The organism is Brevundimonas sp. ALps5 (assembly GCF_058681645.1).
In genome coordinates, this window is the sequence record NZ_CM178744.1 from 1,200,385 (window position 1) to 1,218,628 (window position 18,244).

Annotated in this window: 14 protein-coding genes; 9 read left to right on the forward strand and 5 right to left on the reverse strand. The window is 68.2% G+C overall.

All coding sequences use genetic code 11. The features are described 5' to 3' along the window. Positions 1-24 precede the first annotated feature (24 nt). The 3 genes from ACW172_RS05725 to ACW172_RS05735 form a co-directional block, all read right to left on the reverse strand. Positions 25-780: a TetR/AcrR family transcriptional regulator gene (locus ACW172_RS05725; protein ID WP_492034226.1), complete on the reverse strand. Its 756-nt coding sequence runs from the start codon at positions 778-780 to the stop codon at positions 25-27. A gap of 73 nt (positions 781-853) precedes the next feature. Then, on the reverse strand, positions 854-2,428 hold the full coding sequence (locus tag ACW172_RS05730; protein ID WP_492034227.1) for an AMP-binding protein: 1,575 nt from the start codon (positions 2,426-2,428) through the stop codon (positions 854-856). 92 nt (positions 2,429-2,520) lie between these two features. Continuing rightward, positions 2,521-4,704, reverse strand: coding sequence for a TonB-dependent receptor (locus ACW172_RS05735; RefSeq protein ID WP_492034228.1), 2,184 nt, complete (start codon positions 4,702-4,704; stop codon positions 2,521-2,523). A gap of 188 nt (positions 4,705-4,892) precedes the next feature. On the opposite strand from ACW172_RS05735, the gene ACW172_RS05740 reads away from it, so the two are divergent. The 7 genes from ACW172_RS05740 (at position 4,893) to ACW172_RS05770 (ending at position 12,659) form a co-directional block, all read left to right on the forward strand. After that, positions 4,893-5,777 (forward strand): SDR family NAD(P)-dependent oxidoreductase, encoded by an 885-nt coding sequence (locus ACW172_RS05740; RefSeq protein WP_492034229.1) that lies wholly within the window; start codon positions 4,893-4,895, stop codon positions 5,775-5,777. A gap of 42 nt (positions 5,778-5,819) precedes the next feature. Then, positions 5,820-6,809, forward strand: coding sequence for a LacI family DNA-binding transcriptional regulator (locus tag ACW172_RS05745; RefSeq protein ID WP_492034230.1), 990 nt, complete (start codon positions 5,820-5,822; stop codon positions 6,807-6,809). Positions 6,810-6,911: 102 nt separating this feature from the next. Continuing rightward, positions 6,912-8,057, forward strand: coding sequence for a fumarylacetoacetate hydrolase family protein (locus ACW172_RS05750; protein ID WP_492034231.1), 1,146 nt, complete (start codon positions 6,912-6,914; stop codon positions 8,055-8,057). Continuing rightward, complete coding sequence (gene xylB / locus ACW172_RS05755; RefSeq protein WP_492034940.1) at positions 8,054-8,812, forward strand: D-xylose 1-dehydrogenase; 759 nt, start codon at positions 8,054-8,056, stop codon at positions 8,810-8,812. The genes ACW172_RS05750 and xylB overlap by 4 nt, the downstream gene beginning before the upstream one ends. A gap of 60 nt (positions 8,813-8,872) precedes the next feature. Then, the gene (locus ACW172_RS05760) at positions 8,873-10,306 is read left to right on the forward strand and encodes a sugar porter family MFS transporter (protein ID WP_492034232.1); all 1,434 of its coding nucleotides are present in this window, start codon (positions 8,873-8,875) and stop codon (positions 10,304-10,306) included. A 72-nt stretch (positions 10,307-10,378) separates the two neighbouring features. Then, on the forward strand, positions 10,379-11,821 hold the full coding sequence (locus ACW172_RS05765) for an aldehyde dehydrogenase family protein (protein ID WP_492034233.1): 1,443 nt from the start codon (positions 10,379-10,381) through the stop codon (positions 11,819-11,821). 7 nt (positions 11,822-11,828) lie between these two features. Continuing rightward, positions 11,829-12,659, forward strand: coding sequence for an aldose 1-epimerase (locus tag ACW172_RS05770; protein ID WP_492034234.1), 831 nt, complete (start codon positions 11,829-11,831; stop codon positions 12,657-12,659). 12 nt (positions 12,660-12,671) lie between these two features. On the opposite strand, the gene ACW172_RS05775 is transcribed toward ACW172_RS05770, so the two are convergent. Continuing rightward, entirely contained in the window at positions 12,672-14,474 is a 1,803-nt protein-coding gene (locus ACW172_RS05775) for an IlvD/Edd family dehydratase (RefSeq protein WP_492034941.1), read from the reverse strand. Between the two features lie 122 nt (positions 14,475-14,596). Between ACW172_RS05775 and ACW172_RS05780 the strand changes: the two genes are divergently transcribed. Beyond that, positions 14,597-15,358 carry a FadR/GntR family transcriptional regulator gene (locus ACW172_RS05780; RefSeq protein ID WP_492034235.1) on the forward strand — a complete coding sequence of 254 codons (762 nt, stop codon included), beginning with the start codon at positions 14,597-14,599 and terminating at the stop codon, positions 15,356-15,358. Here the strand turns inward: ACW172_RS05780 and ACW172_RS05785 are convergent. Further along, positions 15,355-17,007 (reverse strand): family 43 glycosylhydrolase, encoded by a 1,653-nt coding sequence (locus ACW172_RS05785; RefSeq protein WP_492034236.1) that lies wholly within the window; start codon positions 17,005-17,007, stop codon positions 15,355-15,357. The two genes, ACW172_RS05780 and ACW172_RS05785, sit on opposite strands and share 4 nt — an antisense overlap. 124 nt (positions 17,008-17,131) lie before the next feature. Between ACW172_RS05785 and ACW172_RS05790 the strand changes: the two genes are divergently transcribed. Continuing rightward, positions 17,132-18,091, forward strand: a complete 960-nt coding sequence (locus ACW172_RS05790) for a rhamnogalacturonan acetylesterase (protein ID WP_492034237.1) — start codon at positions 17,132-17,134, stop codon at positions 18,089-18,091. The last annotated feature ends 153 nt before the right edge of the window (positions 18,092-18,244 follow it).

The window sequence follows — 18,244 nt, forward strand, 5'->3', positions numbered from 1 at the left end:
TGTTCTGGAAGGGGAAGCCGGGGCCTAACCCGGTGGGGCGGCGCCCAGTCGTTCGGCCGCGCGGCTCTTGCAGATGCCGACGAAGCCGAACGCCATGAAGGCGGCCATCCGCTCCTTGATGGCCTCGAAGTCGTCGGAGCGGCACAGACCACCGGACAGATGATCGATCCGTCCGGTGCGGGCGAGACTCAGCGTCAGGGCTCCGGTGACGAAGTGATAGCCCCAGAAGATGTCCTCGTCGGAACTCTCGGGCATGGCGGCCTTCAGCAGGCCGATCAGGCGCAGCACCACCGGGTCATAGAGCCGGTCCATGACCTCGGCGCCCCAGACCGGCGTATTGTTGATCTGGGCGCTGAGGGCGCCGAAGTTGCGCCACCCCTCCCCGCCCGTCGAATAGGTGTCCAGATCGGTGTCGAGGAAGGCCCGCAGCGCGCCCTCGACCGTCGGCTTGCCGCCGCAGGCGATCTCATAGGCGTCGAGGGCCTCCATCCGGCGGCCGGAGGTCACCGGCGCGCGACGGGCCATGACCTTGTCGAAGACGTCCTGTTTGTCGGTGAAGTAGTAGTGGATCAAAGACTTGTGAACGCCGACCTTGTCGGCGATGTCGCGCACCGTAACCCCGTGCAGGCCATGGCGGGAGAACAGCTCCTCGGCGGCGTCAAGGATCTGTTCCAGGCTCTCGGCGCGCTGTTCCGCCTTGCGGCGCGGCGTGCGCGTGGCGGGTTTCGCGGCAGGACGGGCGGGCGGTTTCGGGGCCGTTTTGGGGGTCGTCTCGGACATGGGCTGAACCTCAGCACGGTTCGACGCTCCGGAAAACCGGTCCGCCGTCTCCGTGGTGAAAACAGCCGCCATCTCAGGCCGCTCCGTAGGTGGCGCGGAGCTGGATCTTGTTGATCTTGCCGGTCGCCGCCAGAGGCATGGCCGGCACCCGCACGATCCGGTCGGGTATCCACCAGTCGGCGACGCGGCCCTTGAGACTGGCCTTGAGCTCGGCGTCCTCGATCTCCTGTCCCTGACGCGGCTCGATGATCATCAGGGGCCGCTCGCCCCATTTCGGATCGGCCCGCCCGATGACGGCGACGAGGCCGACGGACGGCAGGGCCCCGACGATCTCCTCGATCTCTACGGGATTGATCCACTCCCCACCCGACTTGATCAGGTCCTTGGAGCGGCCGGCCAGGGTCAGGGCGCCGTTGTCGGCGATGACGGCGAGGTCGCCCGTGTCGAACCAGCCGTCGGCGCCGACGGCGGGCTGTTCGGCCCCGAAATAGCGGCCGACGACCGAGTGGCCGCGCACCTTCAGATGGCCGACGACATTCCTCTGCTCCGGCAGGGCGGCGCCCGAGGCGTCGGTCAGCAGCAGATCCATCCCCATCGGCGGACGGCCCGAGCCGCGCGAGACGCCGTCCGGCGTGGTCATGGGCGAAATAGTCCCCTGCGGCGACAGCTCGGTCATGCCCCAGCTGGTCTGGACCGTGACGCCGAGGCGGCTCTCCATCCGCTTCAGAAGGGTGTCGGGGCAGCTGGAGCCGCCGATCATCACTCGCGTCAGCGAGGGTACGTCCTCGCCCGTGGCGTCGAGGTGATCCAGCAGGCCGATCCACACCGTCGGCACCCCGACGGCGACGGTGACGCCATGCGTATTGATCAGCCGCGCCAGAGACGGCCCGTCGGTGACCCGGCCGGGCAGGACGAGGCTCGCCCCCACCGCCGGCGCCGCGAAGGGCAGGCCCCAGGCGTTGGCGTGGAACATGGGCACGGCGACCAGCACCGTATCCACATCCGTCAGGGCCATGGCGTCGGCCTGAAGCGAGCGGATGGTGTGCAGATAGTTGGAGCGGTGGGTGTAGACCACGCCCTTGGGCGCGCCGGTCGTGCCCGAGGTGAAGCAGAGGCCCGCCGGGGTCCGCTCGTCGAAATCGCCCCAGACGGCCGGACGGCCCGAGGCGGCCAGAAGCTCTTCGAGCATGACGGCGCCGGGGCCCGCATCGCCGTCCAGCAGGACCAGCCGCTCAAGGCACGGGCACTCGTCCATCAGGGTCCGGGCCATAGCGGCCAGACCCGCGCCGACGATCAGGACGCGGTCCTCGGCCTGGATGATCATGGCCGCCAGATGGGCCACGGTCAGGCGGGGATTGAGGGTATGGCAGACAAGGCCGACGCCCATGGCGCCGTACCAGACCTCGAGATGGTGACCGGTGTTCCAGGCCAGGGTCGCCACACGCTCGCCGGGCTTGAGGCCCAGATCAAGAAAGGCGCCCGACAGGCGGTTGGCGCGGTCGCGGATATCGGCATAGCCGGCGACGTCATCGTCGCCCTCCAGACCCGCCGTCACGATCCGCGCGCCGCCGTGCCATTTGGCGCCGTGGTCGAGGAAGCGGTCCACCGTCAGGGCGTAGTCCTGCATGAAACCGGGGGCGAGGGTCATCAAAGGCGGCTTTCGGGGAGGCAGGCGGTCAGGCGAATGGAAACTGAAAAATACGAGCGTGGACGGGGTCGCCGCCCACGCTCGCAGGCCGGCTAGAAGGTCTTGAGCAGGTTGATCCCGTACTGCCGCGGCGGTCCGGCGTAGCGCAGGCCCGAGTTGATCGCGGCGATATAGGTCTCGTCGGTGGCGTTGACGGCATAGGCCGCCCAGGTCCACTCGCCCGTGCTCAGCTTGATCGAGGCGTTGACGATGTCGCGCGCGCCCAGTTTGTCGCCGAGGGCGGCGTTGTTGAAGATCGAGGTCCAGCTCTCGCCGATGTGGGAATAGTCGACCCGCGGCGTCAGGGTCATGTTCGACCCCAGGCTGAAGGCGTACTGGATGCCCGCATTGAAGGTGAACTCCGGGGCATAGTTCTTGGTGTTGCCCGAGATGTTCACGCAGTTGGCGCTGGTCGGACCGGTCGACGGGTTGCAAACCCCGGTGCGGCCCAGACGCGGATCGGCGGCGAAGAAGTCGCCCATCTCCGAGCTCGACCACGAACCGGCGATGTCGAACGACAGGGGCCCGAACCGGCCCTGCGCCGAGGCTTCCAGACCCATCATGGTCGTATCGCCGATGACGTTCTGGATGCGGCTGATCTGCGGGTAGATCGGGTCGCCGATGCTGACCTGGTAGTCTTCGTAGACGGTGTAGTAGGCGCCCAGCTGGGTGCGCAGATGGCCGTCCATCATTGTCGACTTCCAGCCCAGCTCATAGTCGACCAGGTTCTCGGCGTCGAAGTGGGCGGCCGGCTGATAGAGGTTCGGACCGTTCAGACCGCCCATCTTGTGGCCCGTCGCCACGAAGCCATAGACGAAGTTCGCGTCGTCCAGCTTCCAGTTCAGGGTGACCTTGCCGGTCAGCTTGTCGTCCTCGACCTTGTCGTCCTGGAACAGCACGACCCCGAACTGCGGATAGGTCTGGTAGACGTTGTCATTGGTCGAGACCGAATGGGCGTAGCGCGCGCCGACCTGCAGCTGCAGCCGGTCGGAGATGTCGTAGCTGATCTGACCGAAGGCCGCCGTCGTCTCCTTGGGCGTGTCGCCGTACAGATAGATGTCGACGACGTTCTCGGGGAAGCCGATGCGGTACTCGCCCTTGCCCGGCGTCGTCGGCGGGAACTGGGCCATGTCGTTCTGGTAGTAGAGGCCCAGCAGCCAGGTCAGGCGCTGGCTGTCGGGCGACAGCAGGTTGAACTCCTGAGACCAGACCTGTTCGTCCAGTTGGTCATAGAAGGTGTTGTTGCCGGCCGAGGTGCCGTCGAGGTCGGTGGCGAAGCGCGACGTGCCGTTCTGATAGCCGGTGATCGACTTCAGGGTCATGCCGTTGTCGAAGACGTAGCTGACGTTCAGCGAGGTCCGGACGAACTCGTCATGGGCCTCGTTCGGGCCGTTCGAGGTGATGTGGAACGGGTCGTTGGTGGCCAGGGCCGGGTCGGCCATGTAGCCGCCCAGGTCGATGTTGTTGTAGTCGGTCTTCCACAGCACCTTCAGCGCGTCGCTCGGCTGCCACAGCAGGCTGGCGCGCACGCTGTTGGAATCCACCACGCCCGGATGGCCGCGATAGGCGCCGGTGACGGTGTAGAAGCTGTCGCGGGTCTCGTGGTTGAAGGCCAGCCGCATCGCGACCGTATCGGTCAGCGGCAGGTTGATCGCGCCCTGAAGCTTGATGTCGTTGTAGTTGCCGGCCTGGGCGAAGGCATAGCCGTTGATGCCGGTGAAGTCGGGGTTGCGGGCGGTGATGAAGACCGCGCCGCCCGTGGCGTTGGCGCCGGCGAAGGTGCCCTGCGGCCCGCGCAGCAGCTCCAGGCTGCCGATGTCGTAGTAGGGCTCGGTCTGGAAATAGGCGGGGAAGGCGGCGACGCCGTCGCGATAGGTGATCACGCCCACGCCGACCGCCGTGGTCGCCTCGGACTTGCCGATGCCGCGCACGTTGAAGAAATTGCCCTGGCCGAAATTCTGGATCGTCGTCGACGGCGCCGCGAACTGCAGCTGGTCCAGCGAGGTGACCGCCTTGTTCTCCAGATCCTGACCGCTCAGGACCGTGGCGGCGACGGCGGTCGTCTGGAGGTTGCTGGTGCGGCGTTCGGCGGTGACCACCACGTCGGCGACGCTGGTCGACTGGTCCTGTTCGGAGCGGCGGCTGTTGTCGGTGTCGGCTTGTTGCGCGTGAGCGCCGGCGGCGGCGCACCACAGCAGAGCGGCGGCAGATGTCGTTATCCAGAGCTTGCGGCCCATGGCTGTCCCTCCTCGATGTTTCCTCGGACGCTCTGACGGCGTCATCGAAGCGAAGCCTCTCACCGATTTCGCCGCCCGTCAACATTCACTAGCCGTCCGGTGAAGATTGACCATACGGCTAGTATTTGCTGCATTGCACCCCATGAAGGTCGGCGCAGTCCGACCGCCAGTCTCAGGGGATGAACACCATGACCATCGATCTCACCGGCCGCGTGGCCATCGTCACCGGCGCCGGCGGCGGCCTGGGCCGCACCCACGCCATGGCCCTCGCCCGCTACGGCGCCCGGGTCGTGATCAACGACATGTCGGCCGCCGGCGTCGAGGCCACGGTCGCCGAGATCACCGCCACGGGCGGCGAAGCCGTCGGTTGCGTCTGCAGCGTCACCGACCGTCAGGCGGTCTCCGACATGGTGCAGGGCGCCGTCCACCGCTGGGGTTCGATCGACATCCTGGTCAACAACGCCGGCATCCTGCGCGACCGCACCTTCGCCAAGATGGATCTCGACGATTTCGAACTGGTGCTGTCGGTCCACCTGATGGGCTCGGTCAATGTCACCAAGGCCGCCTGGCCCTTCATGCAGGCGCAGGGCTATGGCCGGGTGATCTTCACCACTTCGTCTTCGGGCCTCTACGGAAACTTCGGCCAGTCGAACTACGGCGCAGCCAAGATGGCCCTCATCGGCCTGATGCAGACGCTCGCGCTCGAGGGCCAGAAGGCCGGGATCCACGTCAACTGCCTGGCGCCCAGCGCCGCGACCCAGATGACCGAAGGCCTCTATTCCGCCGACGACCTGAAAGGCCTGTCGTCCGGTCTGGTCAGCCCCGGCGTCGTCGCCCTGGCCGCCGAAGGGGCCCCGACCCGCACGGTGCTTTTGGCCGGCGCCGGCGCCTTCGAACAGGCGCACATAACCATGACGCAGGGCATCTATGTCGGCGACGCCGCCGATGCGGCCGAGCAGGTGCAGGCGCAGTGGAGCGTCATCAGCGACCGCGCGGGCGAACTGGTCCCGGAATCGGGCGCCGCCCAGTACAAGCATGAGGTCCGCCACACCCTGGAGCACGTTCCGGCGTAGCTTCGGATAGACCTTTCGTCCGCCGCGCCCCATGGTCGGCGGATGAGCGGAATCAGGATCAGCGACGTCGCGGCCCGGGCCGGGGTCTCGGCCATGACCGTGTCGCGCGTCATGAACAACCGCGGCGCGGTGAAGCCCGAGACGCGCGAGGCCGTGCTCAAGGCTGTCGAGGCACTGGGCTACGCGCCCAATGTCGCGGCGCGCAGTCTGGCGCTCGGCGGCCTCGACCGTATCGGCCTGATCTGGTCCAACCCCAGCGCCGGCTACCTGAGCGAGTTCCTGCTGGGGGCGCTGGAGGGGGTCCGGACCCACGGCGGCCAGCTGCTGGTCGAACAGTGCGACGACGACGCCGAGAGCGAGGTCGCGGCCGTGCGCCGTCTGGCCGCGGGCGGCGCCAAGGGCCTGGTCCTGCCGCCGCCGCACGGGGAGTCGGTCGCGGCCCTCTCCGAGGCCGACCGACTGGGGCTGAAGGTGGTGGTGGTCGCCGCCGGCAGCTTCCGGCCGGACGCCCTGGGGGTCCGCATCGACGACCGGGCCGCCGCCGCCGCCATGACGCGTCGCCTGCTCGATCTCGGCCATCGTCGCATCGGCCTGATCACCGGCGCCGCCAACCAGAGCGCCAGCGCTGAGCGGCTGATCGGCTTCCAGTCGGAGATCGACGCCTGCCCGGGCGCCGAGGCCGTCATTGAGGCGGGCGACTTCACCTATCGCTCCGGGCTCGACGCCGCCGGACGGCTGCTGGACCGGCCCGCCCCGCCGACGGCCGTCTTCGCCTCGAACGACGACATGGCCCTGGGCGCCGTCGCCGTGGCGCATCAAAGGGGGCTGGACGTGCCGCGCGATCTGACCGTCGTCGGTTTCGACGACATCCCCATGGCCACGGCGGTCTGGCCGCCCCTGACCACCGTTCGCCAGCCCGTCGCCCGCATGGCCGCCGAGGCCGTAGCCCTGCTGGTCGGCGGCTCCGGCGACGACGACGTCGTCTTCCCCCACGCCCTGATCGAACGCGGCACCTCCGGCCCACCTGCCTGACCTCCCGCCCGAAGTCGTCTTGACAATCCGCATCGCGCCGGATGATGTTAGCGCTAACACAACAACGATCCCGGCGAGCACAGACCGGGGCGGAGGAAATCGATGAGGCTGACGGACATCCTGCCGGAGGACTGGCGCGACGCGACCCTTCTGGGCCGTATCGAGACCGCCGAGGGCCCGACCCCGGTCCTGCTGCGCGCGGGCCGCCTCCTCGACATCTCCGGCTTCGCCCCGACCACCGCCGAGGCCCTGTCCCTGCATGACATCGCCGAGGCGACCGGCCCGGATCTGGGCTCCGTAGAGGACCTGACCGTCGCCTCCGTCTGGGAGGCCGGCGACCTGAAACTGCTCTCCCCGCTCGACCTGCAATGCGTGAAGGCCTCCGGCGTGACCTTCGCCGTCTCGGCCCTGGAGCGGGTCATCGAGGAGCGGGCGCGGGGCGAGGCTTCGGTCGCCGCCGGCATCCGCGAACGCCTGTCCGAGCGCATCGGCGGCGACATGGCCAAGGTGAAGCCCGGTTCGGAACAGGCCGCCGAGCTGAAGGCCGCCCTGATCGCCGACGGGCTGTGGTCCCAGTATCTGGAGGTCGCCATCGGCCCCGACGCCGAGATCTTCACCAAGGCCCCCTGTTTGTCCTCGGTCGGCTGGGGCGCCCATGTCGGGATCCGGGCGGACTCGGCCTGGAACAACCCCGAGCCCGAGGTCGTCATCGTCGTCGATCCGGCCGGCAAGCCTGTCGGCGCGGCGCTCGGCAACGACGTCAATCTGCGCGACATCGAGGGCCGTTCGGCCCTGCTGCTCGGCAAGGCCAAGGACAACAACGCCTCCGCCTCGGTCGGCCCCTTCATCCGCCTGTTCGACGCCGGCTTCTCGATGGACGACGTCCGCGACGCCACCGTCTCGCTGGAAGTGAAAGGCCCCGAAGGCTTCGTCCTGTCGGGCTCGAGCTCCATGCGCCTGATCAGCCGCGATCCGGACGATTTGGCGAAACAGGCCTCGGGCCGGAACCACCAGTATCCCGACGGCTTCGCCCTCTATCTCGGCACCATGTTCGCCCCGATCCAGGACCGCGACACGCCCGGCGGCGGCTTCACCCACAAGGTGGGCGACCGGGTGAAGGTCTCCTCCCCGCGCCTCGGCGTTCTGGAGAATGAGGTCACCACCTGCGATCTGGCCGCCCCCTGGACCATGGGCGTCATGGCCCTGATCAAGAACCTCGCCGGCCGCGGCCTGCTCGGAGCCGCCTGATGAGCAACGTCTACCCCTCCCTCGCCGGCAAGGTCGTGGTGGTCACCGGCGGCGGCTCCGGCATCGGCGCGGCCCTCACAGAGGGCTTCGCGCGTCAGGGCGCCCGGGTCGTCTTCCTCGACGTCGCCGATGCGGATTCCACCGCCCTGGCCGACAGCCTGTCGGGCCTTTCGCCCGCCCCCGTCTATCGCCGCTGCGACCTGACCGACCTCGCCGCCCTGAAGGCGACGCTTGAGGCGATCGCCGCCGAGGTCGGACCGATCGAGGTCCTGGTCAACAACGCCGCCAACGACGACCGCCACTCGCTGGCTGAGGTCACCCCCGCCTATTGGGACGACCGGATCGCGGTCAATCTACGCCACCTCTATTTCGCGGCCCAGGCCGTGGCGCCCGGCATGAAGGCGGCGGGTCAGGGCGTGATCCTGAACCTCGGCTCCATCTCCTGGCATCTCGGCCTGCCCGACCTGTCGCTCTATGAAACCGCCAAGGCCGGGATCGAGGGCATGACCCGGGGTCTGGCGCGCGAGCTGGGCGTCGACGGAATCCGCGTCGCCTGCATCGTGCCCGGCAACGTCAAAACCCCGCGTCAGATGAAGTGGTACACGCCCGAGGGCGAGGCCGAGATCGTCGCCGCTCAATGCCTGAAGGGCCGGATCGAGCCGAAGGATGTCGCGGCGCTCGCGATGTTCCTCGCCTCGGACGACGCACGTTTCATTACAGGCCACGAATACTGGGTCGACGCCGGCTGGCGCTGAGGCGAAGGTCGGTCATCACAACAGGGGCCGCCAGAGCCCCATGCGGAGGAGAAGAGGCAAATGGCAGGACCCACCGGGGGCAATGGCCCCAACATCGCCGGGACCGACAAGGTCAATATGGCTTTCATCGCCCTGATCGTGGCCGTCGCCACCATCGGCGGCTTCATGTTCGGCTATGATTCCGGCGTCATCAACGGCACCCAGGAAGGGCTGAAGAGCGCCTTCAACCTGTCGGAGCTCAGCGTCGGCATCAACGTCGGCGCCATCCTTCTGGGCTGTGCGGTCGGCGCCTTCATCGCCGGTCGTCTGGCCGACCTGATCGGGCGCAAGACGGTCATGCTGATCGCCGCCGCCCTGTTCGTGATCAGCGCCTTCTGGGCCGGCGCGGCGGACTCCTCGCTGCACTTCGTCATCGCCCGCTTCATCGGCGGTCTGGGCGTCGGCGCGGCCAGCGTCCTGACCCCGGCCTATATCTCCGAGGTGACCCCCGCCTCGATGCGCGGACGTCTGTCCAGCGTGCAGCAGATCATGATCATCACCGGCCTGACCGGCGCCTTCCTCGGCAACTACGCCCTGGCCCATACGGCCGGCAGCTCGACCGCCGAGTTCTGGGGCGGCTTCCCCGCCTGGCGCTGGATGTTCTGGCTGCAGGTGGTTCCGGCGACCATCTATCTGCTGGCCCTGCTGGCCATCCCGGAAAGCCCCCGCTTCCTCGTCGCCAAGGGCAAGGACGCCCAGGCCGAAACCGTGCTGTCCAAGCTGTTCGGCGCCGAAGCCGGGGCCCGCAAGGTCGCCGAGATCCGCGCCTCGCTGGCCGCCGACCACAAGCCCAGCTTCAAGGACCTGCTCGATCCGTCGACCCACAAGGTGCGCCCGATCCTCTGGGCCGGCCTGATCCTGGCTGTGTTCCAGCAGCTCGTCGGCATCAACATCGTCTTCTACTACGGCGCCACCCTGTGGCAGTCGGTCGGCTTCTCCGAAAACGACGCCCTCCTGATCAACATCCTGTCGGGCAGCCTGTCGATCCTCGCCTGCCTCGCCGCCATCGCCGTCATCGACAAGATCGGCCGCAAGCCGCTGCTGCTGATCGGTTCGGCGGGCATGGCGGTAACGCTGGGCGTCCTCGCCTGGTGCTTCTCGCAGGCCCAGTTCGTCGACGGCGCCATGCACCTGCCCGATCAGGTCGGCCTGATCGCCCTGATCTCGGCCAACCTCTACGTCGTCTTCTTCAACTTCAGCTGGGGCCCCGTGATGTGGGTCATGCTGGGCGAGATGTTCCCCAACCAGATGCGCGGTTCGGCGCTGGCGGTCGCGGGTCTGGCCCAGTGGCTGGCGAACTTCGGGATCTCGGTCAGCTTCCCGGCCATGGCCGCGGGTCTCGGCCTGCCGATCACCTACGGCTTCTACGCCGCCTGCGCCCTGATCTCCTACTTCCTGGTTCAGGCCTGGGTGAAGGAGACGCGCGGCCGCGAACTGGAAGACATGCAGGGCTGATCGCCCGGCCGACTTTCATCCCACCATCGGGCGGCGCTCCCCCGCCGCCCGTTTTCTTTTGAAGGCATTCCCATGACCGACACCCTTGAACTCTCCCACTGGATCAATGGCGAGAAGGTCTCCGCCGACCGTCCGGGACAGGGTCTGAACCCGTCCGACACGCGCGAGGTCGTGGCCCGCACGCCCGACGGCGGTGTCGCCGAGGTCGATCAGGCGGTCGCCGCCGCCAAGGCCGCCTTCGAAAGCTGGTCCGAGGCCTCTCCGGAAGTCCGCTCCGACGTGCTGGACCGCGCTGGGACTCTGGTCATGGAGCGCCGCGAACAGCTGGGCCGCCTGCTGTCGCGCGAAGAGGGCAAGACCCTGCCGGAAGGCATCGGCGAGACCGTCCGCGCCGGTCGCATCCTGAAGTATTTCGCCGGCGAGGCCCTGCGCCTGCACGGCCAGAACCTGGCCTCGACCCGCCCGGGCGTCGAGATCCAGACCTATCGTCAGGCGGTCGGCGTCGTCGGCCTGATCACGCCCTGGAACTTCCCCATCGCCATCCCGGCCTGGAAGATGGCCCCGGCCCTCGCCTTCGGGAACACGGTCGTCATCAAGCCCGCCGGCCTGACCCCCGCGACCGCCGAGGCCCTGGTCGCTATCCTGCATGAGGCGGGCCTGCCGAAGGGCGTGGTCAATATGATCATCGGCCGCGGCGGCGTCGGTCAGGCCATCGTCGACCACTTGGATGTCGACGCCGTCTCCTTCACCGGCTCCCAGGGCGTCGGCGCGGGCGTGGCGGCGGGCGCGGTCGCGCGTCAGGCGCGGGTGCAACTGGAGATGGGCGGCAAGAACCCGCTGATCGTGCTCGACGACGCCGATCTCGACCGCGCCGTCGCCATCGCGCTGGACGGCTCCTTCTTCGCCACCGGCCAGCGCTGCACGGCCTCCAGCCGTCTGATCGTCCAGGACGGCATCCACGACAAATTCGTCGCGGCCCTGTCCGAAAAGCTGAAGGCCCTGAAGGTCGGCCCGGCGCTGGATCCGACCAGCCAGATGGGGCCGGCGGTGTCCGAGGCCCAGATGGAGACCTCCTACCGCTACATCGACATCGCGAGGAACGAAGGCGGCCGGATCGCCGTCGGCGGCGAGCGGCTGACGCTGGAAACGCCGGGCTGGTACGTCCAGCCGACCCTGATCGCCGACACCGCCCCGGACATGAAGATCAACAACGAGGAGGTCTTCGGCCCGGTCGCCTCGACGATCCGCGTCAACTCCTATGAGGACGCCCTCGCCGTCGCCAACGGTGTCGAATTCGGCCTGTCGGCGGGCATCGTGACCTCGAGCCTCAAGCACGCCCGAGACTTCCAGCGCCGGGCGAAGGCGGGGATGACCATGGTCAATCTGCCGACCGCCGGCGTCGATTATCACGTGCCCTTCGGCGGCACGAAGAAGTCCAGCTACGGCGCGCGCGAACAGGGCTTCGCGGCGCAGGAGTTCTTCACCCAGACCAAGACGTCCTACTCCGCCGGATGACACTCCGGTGATTGGGCTCCGACACGGCGACTGGTCCGCCACGATCGCGCTTCAGGGCGGCGCCGTCGCCGCCCTGACCAGGGCCGGTGAAGACGTCCTGCGTCCGACGCCGGCGGGCGCGACCGACATCCTCGACTTCGCCTGCTTCCCCCTGGTCCCCTATGCCAACCGCATCGCGCAGGGGCGGTTCGTCTTCGACGGCCGCGAGGTCCGCCTGCCCGTCCTGCCCCGGTTTGCGCCCCACGCCCTGCACGGCGAGGGCTGGCTGGGCGTCTGGACCGTGCTGGAGCAGGCCCTCGACCATCTGGTCCTCAGCTTCGGCGCCGACGGCTGGCCCTGGCGCTATGAGGCGCGCCAGACCTTCAGCCTGTCCGACGACGGCCTGCGCATCGACCTGTCTCTGACCAACCGCGACACCACGCCCATGCCCGCCGGCATCGGCCTGCACCCTTATTTCCCGCGCAAGACGGACAGCCGCCTCGACGCCCCCGCGACCGGCGTCTGGACCGGCGAAGACATCGTCCCCGACCGCCTCGCCCCCTCGGACGAGGTCGCCGACTGGACCGACCGCCCGGTCGCCGACGCCCCCTTCGTGGACAATGCCTATGAGGGCTGGACCGGCGAGGCCCGCCTGTCCGACGCCGCCGGGACCACCACCGTCCGCGCTTCCGCCGACCGGCTGCACGTCTATGTCCCGACCGGCGAGGCCTTCCTCTGCGTCGAGCCGGTCAGCCATCGCCCCGACGTCTTCAATCAGGCGACCCCGGGCGAACAAGGCTTTACCGTGCTCCAGCCCGGAGAGACCCTGTCGCTGTGGATGACCATCGGCCGGGAGTAGCGGCCCTCGCCCTTAGTGGTTGTCGCGCGGGTTGCCGAATTTATCGATGATCCGGTGGTACTTCACCGCCGGCTCCAGCACGGCGCCGGTCTGCAGCGGGCCGACCGTGGCGCGCTGCAGCTCCTGCCAGGGCGTCTGCGAGGGCGGGTACTTAAAGCCCCCCGCCGCCTCCAGCGCGGCGCGCCGTTCGACCATCTCAGCGTCTGACACCTTCGCATCGACGCGCCGGGTCTTCAGGTCGACACGGATCCAGTCGCCTTCGCGCAGCAGGGCCAGATTGCCGCCAGCCGCCGCTTCCGGCGAGGCGTTGAGGATCGAGGGCGAACCCGAGGTGCCCGACTGCCGCCCGTCGCCGATGCAGGCGATGGCCGTGACGCCCTTCTCGATCAGGTAGGACGGCGGGCGCATGTTCACGACCTCCGCCGCGCCCGGATAGCCGATGGGGCCGGCCCCACGCATGAACAGGATCGACCGTTCGGTGATCCCCGTCGCCGGGTCGTCGATGCGGTGGTGATAGTCCTCGGGCCCGTCGAAGACCACGGCGGGGCCTTCGAAGGCCTCAGGGTCCTCGGGGTCGGTCAGATAGCGGTCGCGGAACTCCGGCGAGATCACGCTCGTCTTCATGATGGCGCTCTCGAACAGATTGCCGCCCAGCACGAGGAAGCCCGCGTCGGTCATCAGGGCCTGATCGAACGGCCGGATCACGTCGGGCAGGACGATCCCGGCGCCGGCGCAATTCTCGCCCATGGTCTTGCCGTTGACGGTCAGGGCGCCCTCGCGGATCAGCCCCTGGTCCATCAGCTGGTTGATCACGGCGGGGACGCCGCCCGCCTGATGGAAGTCCTCGCCCAGATAGGTCCCGGCCGGCTGCAAATTGACCAGCAGGGGCACGGCGTGGCCGACCGTCTCCCAGTCCTTGATCGGCAGCTCGACGCCCGAGTGACGCGCCAGCGCCGTGATGTGGATCGGGGCGTTGGTCGAGCCGCCGATAGCCGAGTTGACCACGATGGCGTTGTGGAAGGCGTCGGGCGTCAGGATGTCGGAGGGCTTCAGGTCCTCATGCACCATCTCCACGATCCGCTTGCCGGTCTGGTAGGCCACTTGGGGCCGTTCGCGATAGGGCGCCGGGATGGCGGCCGAGCCGGGCAATGACATCCCCAGGGCCTCGGCGAGCGAGTTCATCGTCGAGGCCGTGCCCATGGTGTTGCAATAGCCGACTGAGGGCGCCGAGGTGGCGACCAGATTGATGAAGCCTTCATAGTCCAGCTCACCGCGCGCCATCATCTCGCGCGCCTTCCAGATGATCGATCCCGAGCCGATCCGCTCGCCCTTCAGCCAGCCGTTCAGCATCGGCCCGACCGACAGGCAGATGGCCGGAATATCGACAGTCGCCGCCGCCATCAGACAGGCCGGGGTCGTCTTGTCGCAGCCGATGGTCAGGACGACGCCGTCCAGAGGATAGCCGTAGAGCAGCTCGACCAGCCCCATATAGGCGAGGTTGCGGTCGAGGCCTGCCGTCGGCCGCTTTCCGGTCTCCTGAATCGGATGGACCGGAAACTCCAGACAGATGCCGCCGGCTTCGCGGATGCCTTCGCGAACCCGCTTGGCCAGTTCGATGTGGTGACGATTGCAGGGGGCGAGATCCGACCCGGTCTGGGCGATGCCGATGATCGGCTTTCCCGAGCGCAGTTCCTCCAGCGTCAGGCCGTAGTTCAGGTAGCGCTCCAGATAGAGCGCCGTCATGTCCGGATTATCCGGATTGTCGAACCAGGCGCGCGAACGCAGCGGCTTGGGCAGGGGCTTTGAGGTCTTCATGGGAGTCTCGGTCACGCGGGTCGTCCTGCGCCGGAGCGGCGCGTCTGAATGTGGTTTGGTGTTATCATCCGACAAATCGGCGCTTTGTCGTTGAGCTCAAAGGGTTGTACAGCCGGAGAAATATGGCCAGACGCGCGACCAGAACTTCCCGAATCGGACACGAGGGTCAGCCCGAACGCGGCGACCGCGCCCTGTCGGGCCACGCCCAGATCGTGCGGACACTCGGCGAGGACATCCTGGCGGGACGCTATCCGCCCGGCGAGAAACTGCCGCCCGAGCCCGATCTTCTGGACCGCTTCGGCGTATCGCGCACCTCGTTGCGCGAAGCGATCAAGACCCTGACGGCCAAGGGCCTGCTGATCGTGAAGACGCGGGTGGGCACCAAGGTCGCCGAGCGGGTGCGCTGGAACCTGTTCGATCCCGAGGTTTTGTCGTGGAAGGTGCGCACCGGCATGGACGCCGACTTCCGCCGCCATCTGGCCGAGATGCGCCGGGCGGTGGAGCCCGCGGCGGCCGAACTGGCGGCCCAGCACCGCACCGATGACGATGTCGCCGCCATGCGTGAGGCCGTGGCCGCCATGCGCGCCGAGACCCGTTCCGAATACGGATTCGCTCGCGCCGACCTCGGGCTGCACCTGGCCATCGGGGCGGCGTCGAACAATCCGATGATGCGCTCGATCGCCAGCGTCATCGAGACGGCCCTGCTGGAGGCCTTCACCCTCAGCCCCCCGACCCGCGCGCCCGAGCTGCACCGCGAGACCGTCGATGCCCATGAACGTATCGTCGACCGCATCGAGGCGGGCGACGGCCCGGGAGCCGCCGCCGCCATGCTCGCCGTCATCGACGCGGGCTTCCGACGGGTCGAGAGCGAGCATCAGGCCTAGAGCGCCCGGTACTTGAAGTTCCTGAACCGGGCCTCGCCCGATCCCCCGGCGGCATAGATGCCGGGACGCAGCATCATGAAGCCGCCGCGCACGTTCTGGTGATAGCCCGAGACCTCCATCTGGCGGTCGAACTTGGTCCAGGTCACGCCGTCCGGGCTCGAGTAGCAGGTGACGATGTGGTTATCGTTCGTCATCCGCATATGCATGCGTCGCCCGTTCGGATTGCCCGGCCGTCCGCGCTCCATGCCGTAGGTGTGGGTGACGAAGCGCTTCTCGTCGAAGCCCAGGCCGGCGTAGAGGCCGAAGTCGTAAAAGAGCAGCAGGCCCGCCGTGACGCCCTCGTCGATCTCGATCTCGCATTCGATCTCATAGGCGTGCTCGCCCTGGACGAAGGTCAGGGGCGAACAGTCCTTGGGCGCCGTGCCCTTGGCGGCCATGTGCAGCACCCCGCCCTCGCGGCGGAAGCGGCGGCCTTCGTCCGGGCCCGGATTGTAGAAGCTCCACTGCACCCCGAACTTGTCGGTCGAGAAGTCATCCGACAGGGCCATGCCGTGATGCTGGCCGGGCAGGTTGGCGGGCTTGGCCATCGGATGGGACAGGTCGCCGCCGACCGCGTCGGGCCAGCCGTCCGCCGACCAGACGATCTTGTCCAGCAAGGTCTGGCGGCCCAGGGTCCAGAAGGCGTTCTCATAGCCGTGATAGACGGTCCACCAGTCGCCTGCGGGGCCCTCGATCAGCGTCGCGTGGCCGCGTGACCACCACTTCTCGCGCGCGGTGGCGGTGCGGACGATGGGATTGCGCGGATGGTTCTCCCACGGGCCGAACACCGACTTCGAGCGGGCGACGATAACCATATGGCCGGTCGGCGGGCCGGCCGTGCCGCCCACGGCGGTGATCATGTAGAAATACTCGCCGTGCTTCAGGACCTTGGGGCCCTCGGGCGAGAAGCCCTCGACGTCCCAGTCGACCGGATAGCGCCAGGGATCATAGACGTGGCGGACCTCGCCGACCGTGGCCATGCCGTCCTCGGTCAGCTGGATCATGTCGCCGCCGCTGAGGAACAGATAGCGTTTGCCGTCCTCGCCGACGACGTGGCCCGGGTCGATGTGGTTGGGCAGCTTGAGGTCGACCGGCTCGCTCCACGGCCCCTCGATCTTCTCGGCGTGGATGACGTAGCTGGAGCGGTATTCGTCCGTGCGGGCGGGGATGTAGAGGAAGAAGCGGCCGTCGTGCTTGCACAGCTCCGGCGCCCAGACCGAGCCGATATTCTTCGTCAGGGCCGCCACGACCGGGGTCCAGTTCACCAGATCCTTTGACGACCAGATCGTCAGTCCGGGCACGGATTCGAACGACGAATGGGTCATGTAATAGGTGTCGCCGTCCTTCAGGATCGACGGGTCGGGGTGGTCGCCGGCCAGGATCGGATTGAGGAAGGTCCCGTCGCCGAGATCGGCCAGACGCTGGCCCTCGATGCCCTTGGGCCAGGTCATCGACGTCCAGTCGCCAAACGAGCGGGCCGCATCCCGGCTGAGGGGCGCAGCCGGGGTTTCCGCCGCCGGCGCCGGATTCGGAGTCTGGGCCCTGGACAGCGTCGGCGCGGCCACGCCCAGGGCGGCCAGACCGAAGGCTCCACGTCTCGTCATCTTCATGGCTGTTTCCTCGTCGAGCTGATTTGTATTATAAATCTATCGTAGCGCCGCGTGAGACGGCGACAAGGGGCTGAACCGAAGAATCGCCTTCGGGGGCCGCCGATTTCGGAGAGTTGACGTCCCCATGACCCATCCCGTGCCTCGCCTGCTGACCGCCGCCCTTGCGAGCATTCTTCTGGCCTCGGCCGCGTCCGCCGCCTTCGCCCAGACAGCGGCCACGACGGCCCCCGCCGCCGCACCGACCCCCGAACCCGTTCGCCCGATCCGCGCCTCCAAAATCATTCTGGTCGGCGACTCGACCACCCAGGGTGGCAGCGGCTGGGGCGGCCGCTTCTGCTCGGATCACGTCGTGTCCTTCGTCGCCTGCATCAATCTCGCGCGCGGCGGTCGCAGCACCAGCAACTATCGAGCGGAAGGCTCGTGGGACATCGCCCTGGCCGAAATGGCGTCGACCATCCCCTCGGGAACGCGCGCCTATGTCGACACCTATGTGCTGATCCAGTTCGGCCACAACGACCAGCCGGGCAAGCCGGGCCGCTCGACCGATCTGGCCACCGAGTTCCCGCAGAACCTGCGCCGCTACGTCGCCGAGGCGCGGGAGCGGGGAGCCATTCCGGTTCTGGTCACGCCGCTGACGCGCCGTCAGTTCGTGGACGGAAAGCTGGACAATGATCTTGAGCCCTGGGCCGCCGCCGTCCGCGCCGTCGCCGCCGAGACCCACACGCCCCTGCTGGACCTGAACGCCGACAGTTCCGCCGCCGTCCAGGCCATGGGCCCCAGCCTCGCCGCCGGCTTCGCCCAGTCGCCTCCCTCTCCGATCGTCGCCGCCGCCCTGCTGACCGGCACGACCATCGCCGCCAATACGGGGATGCCGGTTCCGGCCGCGCCCGCCGCCGCCGGCCCGTCACCCTCTTCGGCGCCGGCCCCGGCCCAGAACAATGCGGCGGTCGAGCCGATGGGGGACGCCAAGCTGTCGTTCGACTACACTCACCTGGGCCCGACCGGCGCGACCTTCTTCGCGACCATGGTGACGCGCGAACTGGCGATCGCCGTTCCCGCCCTGCGCCGCAGCCTGATCAACTGATCCCTGGACAAGACAAAAGGCCGGGCCGTCGCGCGACGGCCCGGCCTTTTTTGCGCCTGGCGGCGCCCGGAGCTCTTCCAGAAAGAACCGGAGCGTCTCGCGACACCCGGCCTTCCTAAAAAGAACCGGAGCGTCCGTTCAGACGCTCCGGCA

Excerpts from the sequence above, each read along its gene's own strand:
- ACW172_RS05725 (WP_492034226.1), bottom strand. The coding sequence starts at position 780 with ATGTCCGAGACGACCCCCAAAACGGCCCCGAAACCGCCCGCCCGTCCT.
- ACW172_RS05730 (WP_492034227.1), bottom strand. The coding sequence starts at position 2,428 with ATGACCCTCGCCCCCGGTTTCATGCAGGACTACGCCCTGACGGTGGAC.
- ACW172_RS05735 (WP_492034228.1), bottom strand. The coding sequence starts at position 4,704 with ATGGGCCGCAAGCTCTGGATAACGACATCTGCCGCCGCTCTGCTGTGG.
- ACW172_RS05740 (WP_492034229.1), top strand. The coding sequence starts at position 4,893 with ATGACCATCGATCTCACCGGCCGCGTGGCCATCGTCACCGGCGCCGGC.
- ACW172_RS05745 (WP_492034230.1), top strand. The coding sequence starts at position 5,820 with ATGAGCGGAATCAGGATCAGCGACGTCGCGGCCCGGGCCGGGGTCTCG.
- ACW172_RS05750 (WP_492034231.1), top strand. The coding sequence starts at position 6,912 with ATGAGGCTGACGGACATCCTGCCGGAGGACTGGCGCGACGCGACCCTT.
- ACW172_RS05760 (WP_492034232.1), top strand. The coding sequence starts at position 8,873 with ATGGCAGGACCCACCGGGGGCAATGGCCCCAACATCGCCGGGACCGAC.
- ACW172_RS05765 (WP_492034233.1), top strand. The coding sequence starts at position 10,379 with ATGACCGACACCCTTGAACTCTCCCACTGGATCAATGGCGAGAAGGTC.
- ACW172_RS05775 (WP_492034941.1), bottom strand. The coding sequence starts at position 14,474 with ATGAAGACCTCAAAGCCCCTGCCCAAGCCGCTGCGTTCGCGCGCCTGG.
- ACW172_RS05780 (WP_492034235.1), top strand. The coding sequence starts at position 14,597 with ATGGCCAGACGCGCGACCAGAACTTCCCGAATCGGACACGAGGGTCAG.
- ACW172_RS05785 (WP_492034236.1), bottom strand. The coding sequence starts at position 17,007 with ATGAAGATGACGAGACGTGGAGCCTTCGGTCTGGCCGCCCTGGGCGTG.
- ACW172_RS05790 (WP_492034237.1), top strand. The coding sequence starts at position 17,132 with ATGACCCATCCCGTGCCTCGCCTGCTGACCGCCGCCCTTGCGAGCATT.